The 8202-nt window shown below is 69.1% G+C and carries 6 protein-coding genes and 2 CRISPR repeat arrays (1 of these 8 cut by a window edge); all 6 genes read left to right on the top strand.

Going from position 1 to position 8202, the window contains the following annotated elements; genetic code table 11:
- Positions 1 to 352: a CRISPR direct-repeat array (repeat unit 29 nt; unit sequence GTGCTCCCCGCGCACGCGGGGATGGTCCC) (it extends 166 nt beyond the left edge of the window).
- 305 nt (positions 353 to 657) lie between these two features.
- Positions 658 to 1827 carry a methyltransferase domain-containing protein gene (locus ACYVHU_RS25495; RefSeq protein ID WP_498949707.1) on the top strand — a complete coding sequence of 390 codons (1170 nt, stop codon included), beginning with the start codon at positions 658 to 660 and terminating at the stop codon, positions 1825 to 1827.
- Positions 1828 to 2016: 189 nt separating this feature from the next.
- Positions 2017 to 2350: a CRISPR direct-repeat array (repeat unit 29 nt; unit sequence GTGCTCCCCGCGCACGCGGGGATGGTCCC).
- Between the two features lie 507 nt (positions 2351 to 2857).
- On the top strand, positions 2858 to 4024 hold the full coding sequence (gene fxlM / locus ACYVHU_RS25500) for a class I SAM-dependent methyltransferase (protein WP_498949709.1): 1167 nt from the start codon (positions 2858 to 2860) through the stop codon (positions 4022 to 4024).
- Positions 4025 to 5269: 1245 nt separating this feature from the next.
- Positions 5270 to 5401, top strand: a complete 132-nt coding sequence (locus ACYVHU_RS25505) for a hypothetical protein (RefSeq protein ID WP_498949711.1) — start codon at positions 5270 to 5272, stop codon at positions 5399 to 5401.
- Positions 5398 to 6570: a methyltransferase domain-containing protein gene (locus ACYVHU_RS25510; RefSeq protein ID WP_498949712.1), complete on the top strand. Its 1173-nt coding sequence runs from the start codon at positions 5398 to 5400 to the stop codon at positions 6568 to 6570. The genes ACYVHU_RS25505 and ACYVHU_RS25510 overlap by 4 nt, the downstream gene beginning before the upstream one ends.
- Positions 6571 to 6648: 78 nt before the next feature.
- Positions 6649 to 7842: a helix-turn-helix domain-containing protein gene (locus tag ACYVHU_RS25515; protein WP_498949713.1), complete on the top strand. Its 1194-nt coding sequence runs from the start codon at positions 6649 to 6651 to the stop codon at positions 7840 to 7842.
- Between the two features lie 136 nt (positions 7843 to 7978).
- Positions 7979 to 8182 carry a hypothetical protein gene (locus ACYVHU_RS25520; RefSeq protein WP_498949714.1) on the top strand — a complete coding sequence of 68 codons (204 nt, stop codon included), beginning with the start codon at positions 7979 to 7981 and terminating at the stop codon, positions 8180 to 8182.
- Positions 8183 to 8202 lie beyond the last annotated feature (20 nt).

An 8202-nucleotide genomic window follows, 5' to 3' on the forward strand; every position in this document is an offset into this window, starting at 1 on the left:
GCCGACATCCCCCTGGAGTGCTCCCCGCGCACGCGGGGATGGTCCCGGGACCGCCTCGCTGAAATCGTCGCCGCCACCGGTGCTCCCCGCGCACGCGGGGATGGTCCCCTGACCGACCTTTTCCAGCCCTCCCCGGCGTTGTGCTCCCCGCGCACGCGGGGATGGTCCCGCGGCCATTCACCGGCCCGCGCTGTCGGTCGAGTGCTCCCCGCGCACGCGGGGATGGTCCCGGCGGCACGGCGACGGCGCTCCCTGTCCGGAAGTGCTCCCCGCGCACGCGGGGATGGTCCCGCGGCGCCCTTCGGGGGTGGTGGTGGTTCCTGGTGCTCCCCGCGCACGCGGGGATGGGCCGGGGCCGCTTGGGGAAATCCGGGTGACCTCCCAGTTCTGCTCGTCCCGCCCGGTGCCATGCCAAATCTGGCGTGGGGCCTTGGTATTCCAGGTGTCCGCGTTCGGCCGGATCCGATGACTCAAGGTGATCTTGAGGCTACCGTCGCCGGTGAACACCCCCTCAACAGGCAGGAGCCCCATGGGTAAACGCGGCAACCCCGACAAACCCACCGATAGCAATCCGGGAAGCGACCGAGACGGGGCGCAGCCCACCCGCCACGGCGGCGGCGAACCGTTTCCGACCCCATCCCAGGACGGGCCGAAACCGTGATCTCCCCCGGCGCTCGGATCGCCCGCGTCCTCACCGCCAAGGGCGCCATCCAGGACACCGCGATCCACCGGGCCGTACTCGCCGTCGACCGCGCCGCGTTCATCCCCGGCACGGTCTGGGTGTCCTCCGACGAACCTGGCTGGGACCGGCCCGTCACCTCCGCCGACCCTGACTACCACCGGTGGGTCCACGAGGACTGGGCACTCGTCACCCAGGTGGACGACGGTGTGCCGGCCCGGGAGGACGGGTATGGCCGGCTTCCCACCTCCAGCATCTCCCAGCCGTCGCTGGTCGTCGGCATGCTCCAAGCGCTCGATGTCGCCACAGGGCATCGGGTGTTGGAGATCGGCACCGGCACCGGGTACAACACCGCGCTGTTGTGTGAACTCGCCGGCGAGGACGGCGTGGTCTCCGTCGAGGTGGACGAGAGCGTCGCCGGGCAGGCCGCGGCGAACTTGAAGAGCACCGGGTACGCGCCGCGCCTGGTCGTCGGCGACGGGACCCGGGAGGTGGACGGTGGGCCGTTCGACCGGGTGATCGCGACGGTCGCGGCCCGCAGCATCCCGGCCGCATGGATCGGGCAGACCCGGCCGGGTGGGCGGATCATCACGCCGTGGAGCCCAGGGGGAGGGCCGGGGGTGCTCGTGCACCTGGCCGTCACCGAAGCCGGAAACGCCAGCGGCAGGATCGTCGGAGACGCGGCGTTCATGATGCTGCGCTCGCAGAGAAGCGGCCACGACCCCTGGGGCTCCTACGTCAACGAGGACGACCCGGCGGCGGTCCCCGGCGAGACGACTGTGAACCCCCGCTGGGTATCCGACCGTTCTTCGGGATGGTGGGTGGTTCTCGGCCATCTCGTCCCGGGGCTCGGCTACGTCTCCTTCGAGGCCGAAGAGGACGAGCCGCAGGCCGCGGGCGAGGCCACCGTCTACGTCTATGACCGGGATGGTTCGGGGTCGTGGGCGTTGGGGGAGTACAGCCCGGAGGGTGGTCCGTTCGAGGCGAAACGGTGTGGTCCCCGGGATCTGTGGGCCGAGGTCGGTGCCGCGCGTGAGGTGTGGCTGGGGGCGGGCCGGCCGGGGCAGGACCGGTTCGGGTTGACCGTCACCTCTGATGGTGAGCATCGGCTGTGGGTGGATGAGCCCGGCAACGTTCTCACGTTGTGACCAGGACTTCCTGAGACGCGGGGACTCTCGTCTTGGCGGCCGGAGGGTCAGTTTCGGTTGGGGAGGGCGGGTCGCGTTAAGTTCGCGGTTTCCTTGAGGGTGTTTCGTGTCTTATTGGCTGTTTCGTCCTTTTCTTAAGAAGTGGTCGAAACCGGGGGTGGTCGCTGGTAACGTCCCAGGTCAATAAGAGTGCTCCCCGCGCACGCGGGGATGGTCCCGCGCACGTCGCACACCTCCATGGGGCGGTCGTGTGCTCCCCGCGCACGCGGGGATGGTCCCCTCAACACGATGCTGGAGAGGGTGGAGGGGTAGTGCTCCCCGCGCACGCGGGGATGGTCCCCTCGGCAGGGCGCAACGCCGAGATGTCGGTGTGTGCTCCCCGCGCACGCGGGGATGGCCCCTTGCTGGTGGAGGTCAACGACCGGGGCGGCGCGTGCTCCCCGCGCACGCGGGGATGGCCCCCACGAACCCGTTCGCGTCGCTGGTGTCGGCCAGTGCTCCCCGCGCACGCGGGGATGGTCCCAGCGACCTTCTGGCGCTGTGATCAGAACTTCCTGACAGGCGAGAATCCCCGCCCTAGGCTGGCCAGAGGAGCGGCTGGGTCACCATGGAACGTGGCTTCGCTATGCCCGGACAGGGTGCGCGGCCTCCGGTGGTGCCGTGGCCTCGCCCGGAAAGAACCCGCCGAGAAGAACGGCCTCAGCGAAGGTCATCGGGAGGAGCGGCGGCCGGAACGAGACGTGTCACGCGATCGCGCGCACTCGATGTACGCGCCGCGTGGTTCATGACCGGAAACCCCCGAACCCCCGCCCGAGGGGCCGCCCGCGCCCTGCTGCTGCGCATCGTCGACCACGGCCGCGTCTTCTGGGCCACTCCCGGTGGCCCGCTGGAGGTGGGAGAGAGGAGGGCACGGCCCTGCGGGAGGCCGCTGAAGAGCTCGAACTCGACGGCATCTCGCTGTCCCCGCGGGCACACCACACCGCTTGGGACGCCTGCCTGCTCATCACCTGAGACATGTGAGAACGAGAAGATGAACACCGCATCCGAACTGCGCAACGCCCTCGTCGACCAGATCCGTGACGGCGGGTGGATCACCACAGCCCGTGTGGAACGGGCCATGCGAAGCGTCGAACGTCATCTCTTCCTGCCCGAGGCCGACCTGGAAGAGGCCTACGCCGATAAGAACGTCCCCACCAAGACGGCTCCGGACGGTACGTGCCTCAGCTCGGTCTCCACCCCCGGCATCGTCGCGATGATGCTGGAGCAACTCCATGTCCGCCCAGGCCAGCGGATTCTGGAGATCGGGGCGGGAACCGGCTACAACGCTGCCTTGCTCACCCACCTGGGCGCCGAGGTCACCACCATCGACATCGACCCCGACGCCGTGGCCCACACCCGCAAGGCCCTGGAACGCGCCGGCATACGTGGGGTCCATCTGGTCGAAGGCGACGGGGAGAACGGGGTACCCCGGCGCGTTCCCTACGACCGGATCATCGTCACCGCCGGCGCCTGGGACATCCCCCCGGCCTGGTTCGACCAGCTCGTCGAAGGAGGGCTTCTCGTCGTGCCGTTGCGGTTCCGCGGCACCACCCGTTCCTTCGCCTTCGAGCGTCGAGGGGACCGGCTGGAGTCGAAGTCGGTGAAGCTGTGTGGTTTCATCCCCATGCGCAACGACGACGGTGAACACGACATCGACCTGGGCGGGGTGAGCCTGCGCTGCGATGACGACCAGGACATCACTGCCGAGGCGCTCGGCAGCGTGCTCGACACCCCCAGAAGCGAGCTCTGGTCAGAAGTCGAAATCGGCGCCGAACCGCTGCACGGTATCTGGGGGCGCCTGGCCGTCTTCGAGACGGGGACCTGCCGCATCATGGCCACTGACGAGGCGGTGCGGAGTGGGCGGGCGGTCCCGGTGATCCCGATGCTCAGCCCGGCCATCGCCGAAGACGCCTCGCTGGCCTACCTCGCCCATCGTCCTCTCCCCTCGCGGGAGGGCGGACACCGTTCACGACTCGGCGTGATCGGCCACGGCCCGAACGGCGACGAATTGTGCGCGCGGCTGCTCGACCACATCCGGGAATGGGGAAAGGACCGCTCCGACCGGATCGGCGCGACAGTGGTGAAGAAGACCGCTGCCACGGCAGGCCGAGGGATCACCAAACACGACACCGTGCTGTGTCTGGACTGGAAGGGGTGAGACCGGCTCCGGCGATCTCGGTCTCAACCCCGTGAGGCTCACCGCTCGTCTTCACCTCGGGTCCACGCGGGTTTCGCGGGTTCTCCTGCCCCAAATAGGCGAGGGCCTTGGCCGGGCCGCGTCGAAAACCGGGAACGGGCTGGTGGGCGTGGCCAGGCAGGCGACCTCACAGCCGAGGAGGGGCGGGACCACTCTGCCAGGAGCCCGCCTCGGATTGAAGAAGCAACGTCCGCGTGCGCCTCTGCGCCAAGGTCCGCAGGTCTTTGCTCCCGGCTCTCCGGAATGGCGGAAGGCGCACGCGGTTTCCAGTCGTTTCCGAAGGTTCGTCCACGACGGTCCGCCCTACCGGCCCTATCTGGCCGTGCAGCGCACCCTCCGCCCTGGTCCTGGCGGCCCTTGTTGGGTTTACCGGTGAAGGGATCGTGGCGTGGTTTCGTGTGGGGGAGTTGCGGCGTTTGTCGGCGTGTTTTCTCCGGGTGTGCTCGATGTGTTCGAGGCTTGCCTCGGAGCTTGTGTTCGTTTCCGGTGTCCTGCCGTTTCGACCGGGGAGGGCGGGCCACGCCAATCCCGCAATTCCCTTGATGGGAGTTTCGTGTCTTACTGGCCGTTTCACCCTTTTCTTAAGAAGTGGTCGAAACCAGGGGTGGTCGCTGGTAACGTCCCAGGTCAATAAGAGTGCTCCCCGCGCACGCGGGGATGGTCCCCACCCGCAAGGCGGTGGAGACCTGGACCGACGGTGCTCCCCGCGCACGCGGGGATGGTCCCGCGGTAGGTGAGCGCGCGGGCATCGACCCGATGTGCTCCCCGCGCACGCGGGGATGGTCCCTTCTCGATGCGCCGCGCGGTGGCGGCGATGCTGTGCTCCCCGCGCACGCGGGGATGGTCCCCGGCCGGACATGCGCGTGGAAGCCACTTCACAGTGCTCCCCGCCACGCGGTGATGGTCCCACGCCCCGAGCTTCGCGCTCGGCGATGATCTCGTGCTCCCCGCGCACGCGGGGATGGTCCTTGGCGCTGGTACTCGCGGGTGAACGCCCGAGCGTGCTCCTCGCGCACGCGGGGATGGATTGGGGCAGCCTTAGGGGAACCCGGGTGCTCTAGATCGGCTCGTCCCGTCCGGTGTCACGCCAAATCTGGCGTGGGGCCGCTGGTATTCCAGGTGTCCGTGTTCGGCCGGATCCGATGACCCTAGGTGACCGTGAGGCTACCGTCGCCGGTGAGCATCCCCTCAACAGGCAGGAGCCTCATGGGCAGCCACAGGGACCCCGACAAACCCACTGACTCCGGCCGGGGCGGCACCGGCGACAGCTCCGGCGGCACCAAGCACGGCTCGGAGGGGGTTCCGCCCCAATCCGGCGACGGGCAGGGCGGCAAATGATCCGGGCCGGCGCGCGGATCGCCCGCGTCCTCACCGCCAAGGGCGCCATCCAGGACCCCAAGGTGCACCGCGCGGTGCTCACCGTGCACCGCGACGCCTTCGTGCCGGCCACCGTGTGGGCCGCACGAGACGGCTGGTACGAACCCCGGCCCCGCGACACCGACCCTGAGGTGCAACGGTGGCTCGGCGAGGACGTCTACCTCGTCACCCAGGTGGACGACGGGCGACCCGACGGCGAGGACGGCCGTGGCCGGATCCCGACCAGCTCCCTGTCGCAGCCCTCGCTGGTGGTGCGCATGCTCCAAGAGCTCGCTGTCAGCCCGGGAGATCGGGTGCTGGAGATCGGGACCGGGTCGGGCTACAACACGGCGTTGCTGTGCGAGCTGGCCGGCGAGGACGGCGTGGTCTCGGTCGAGCTGGACGAGACGGTGGCCGAGACGGCCCGTGAAGCACTCACCCGGGAGGGCTGCAAACCGCGTCTGCTCGTCGGCGACGGCGCCCGTGAGGTGGAGGGCGGCCCGTTCGACCGGGTGATCGCGACGGTGGGCGTGCGCCACATCCCGGCCGCGTGGATCTCCGGGACCCGGCCGGGCGGGCTCGTGCTCGCCCCGTGGACACCCGGCCTCGGATTCACCACGGGCGTTCTCGCCCTGCTGGAGGTCGCCGGAGATGGAACCGCGACCGGGCGCATCGTATCCGACGCCGGATTCATGATGCTGCGCGAACACCGCCTCGCCCCGCTCGGCATCGACACGTTCGTGGACGAGGACGACCCGGCGGCGGTCCCCGGTGAGACGACCGTGAACCCCCGCCTGGTGACCGATCGTGACGCCGGCTGGCGCCTGTTGCTCGGGCACCTCGTCCCGGGGCTCGGCTACGCCTCGTGGGAGGCCGCCGAGGACAACGTGGAGGACGCCGGTGAGGCGTCGGTGTACGTCTATGACCGGGATGGTTCGGGGTCGTGGGCGTTGGGGGAGTACAGCCCGGAGGGTGGTCCGTTCGAGGTGAAGCGGTGTGGTCCCCGGGATCTGTGGGCCGAGGTCGGTGCCGCGCGTGAGGTGTGGCTGGGGGCGGGCCGGCCGGGGCAGGACCGGTTCGGTCTTACGGTCACCTCTGATGGTGAGCATCGGCTGTGGGTGGATGAGCCCGGCAACGTTCTCACGCTGTGACCAGGACTCCCTGACACGCGAAAACGCCCATCCTATGCTGGCCAGTGATCGCTGGAATCGCGTGGGGCGGACATTGTCATGGACGAGATCATCAGTATCGGTCCCAGGCTGAGGAGCCGCCGGACCGAGCTCGGGTGGACCCAGGAGGAATTGTCCGATCGAGCCGGAATTTCGGCCGACCTCATCGGAAAACTCGAACGCGGAGTCCGGCGGTCGTGCCGCTGGTCCACCATCGTGAAACTCGCACAGGCGCTCGACCTCGACCCCGGCGACCTCACCGGGAAAGGTTCCCGGGTCACCCCGACCGGCGAGAACGGGATACTCGCCGTCCGAAACGCCATCTATGACCCCGTTCTGCTCCCTGGTCTCGACGTCCGGGAGGACATCGCTTCGGCGTCCCCCGATGAGTTGTGGCGGAGCGTCGAACGAAGCTATGGCGCCTACTTCGCCGGCGAGTTCGGGGTGCTCGCCGCAGACCTGCCAGGTCTGCTGTCAGCGTGCCGCCTCGCCCGGGAGGACCATGGAGCAGCGGTGGTGGCCGCCGCCTTCTCGCACGCCTACCAGCTTGCTGCTTCTCTGCTTGTTCACGCGGGGCGCGACGACGCGGCGCTCACCGCCGTAGAGCGCGCCATCACCGCCGTCCGGGAGGGAGACGACGAGTACCGAGCGGCGACCATGTACGGCACATACGCGTGGGCGTTGCTGCACATTGGCCGCTACCGTGAGGCCGAGCGTCTGGTGGTGCGGATCGCCGACGGCATCCGGCCCGCCATGACCCCCAAGACCGATCCCCACCAGCTGTCTGCGTGGGGTGGGTTGATGCTGTACGCCGCCGTCATTGCCGGAAGCGACGGGCGCGAGGACGACGCGGAGGAGTATCTGGCCGCGGCAGGGGCTGCCGCCGCGCTGATGACTCAGGACCGCCATGACTACTGGGTCTCATTTGGGCCATCACAGGTGGCGATGCAGTCCACGCATATCTGGACCGCGCTGGAACAGCCGGAGAAGGCGCTGAGGGCACACCGGCGGCTCGACCGGCACGACCTGCTGCCGATCCAATGGGGGCGCCATCTCCTCAACGTCTCCTACTCCCTGCGCTTGAGGAGGCGCACCGACCAGGCTATTCACGTAGCGGCGGAGGCCCGGGCGATATCGCCGGAGTGGTTCCGGCACCAGCGGTTCGCAGCGTCGCTGGTCGACGGGCTACGACAGGACAAGGCTCGCATTTCGGGAGTGCTGGCGGAGATGGTGTCAGACATCCGGCACGGTTGATCAACGGGAATAGGGGATCCGGACGCAGCGTCCGGATCCCCTTTCCCGTGGGTGTGAATCCGGACGCCGCGTCCATGGCCACCCGTCATCACATTCCGTAGCGTCATCTTCACCGAGACCCCCGAGGTGATGACGGATGACGATGGAACGACCCCGAGCCGACGAACGCGCCGAGCTCCTCGGCCACTGGGCCACCTCCGCCCGGCTCCTCCAGGACGCCTTCCCCGCCTGTCTGATCCACCGCGACGGCGTCTCGTGGTGCGCGCGCGGCCCCGGCCAGTCCCTGACCGCCCCGACCCTGGAGCGGCTGCGCGCCATGCTGGAGGAGACGGCCCGATGAGCGGCGCGACGAAACCGGAT

This window comes from Marinactinospora endophytica, from assembly GCF_054780875.1.

What these genes read in the sequence shown, in the direction of transcription:
- fxlM (WP_498949709.1), top strand. Translation starts at nt 2,858, where the DNA reads ATGAACACCGCATCCGAACTGCGCAACGCCCTCGTCGACCAGATCCGT.
- ACYVHU_RS25505 (WP_498949711.1), top strand. Translation starts at nt 5,270, where the DNA reads ATGGGCAGCCACAGGGACCCCGACAAACCCACTGACTCCGGCCGGGGC.
- ACYVHU_RS25510 (WP_498949712.1), top strand. Translation starts at nt 5,398, where the DNA reads ATGATCCGGGCCGGCGCGCGGATCGCCCGCGTCCTCACCGCCAAGGGC.
- ACYVHU_RS25515 (WP_498949713.1), top strand. Translation starts at nt 6,649, where the DNA reads ATGGACGAGATCATCAGTATCGGTCCCAGGCTGAGGAGCCGCCGGACC.
- ACYVHU_RS25520 (WP_498949714.1), top strand. Translation starts at nt 7,979, where the DNA reads ATGACGATGGAACGACCCCGAGCCGACGAACGCGCCGAGCTCCTCGGC.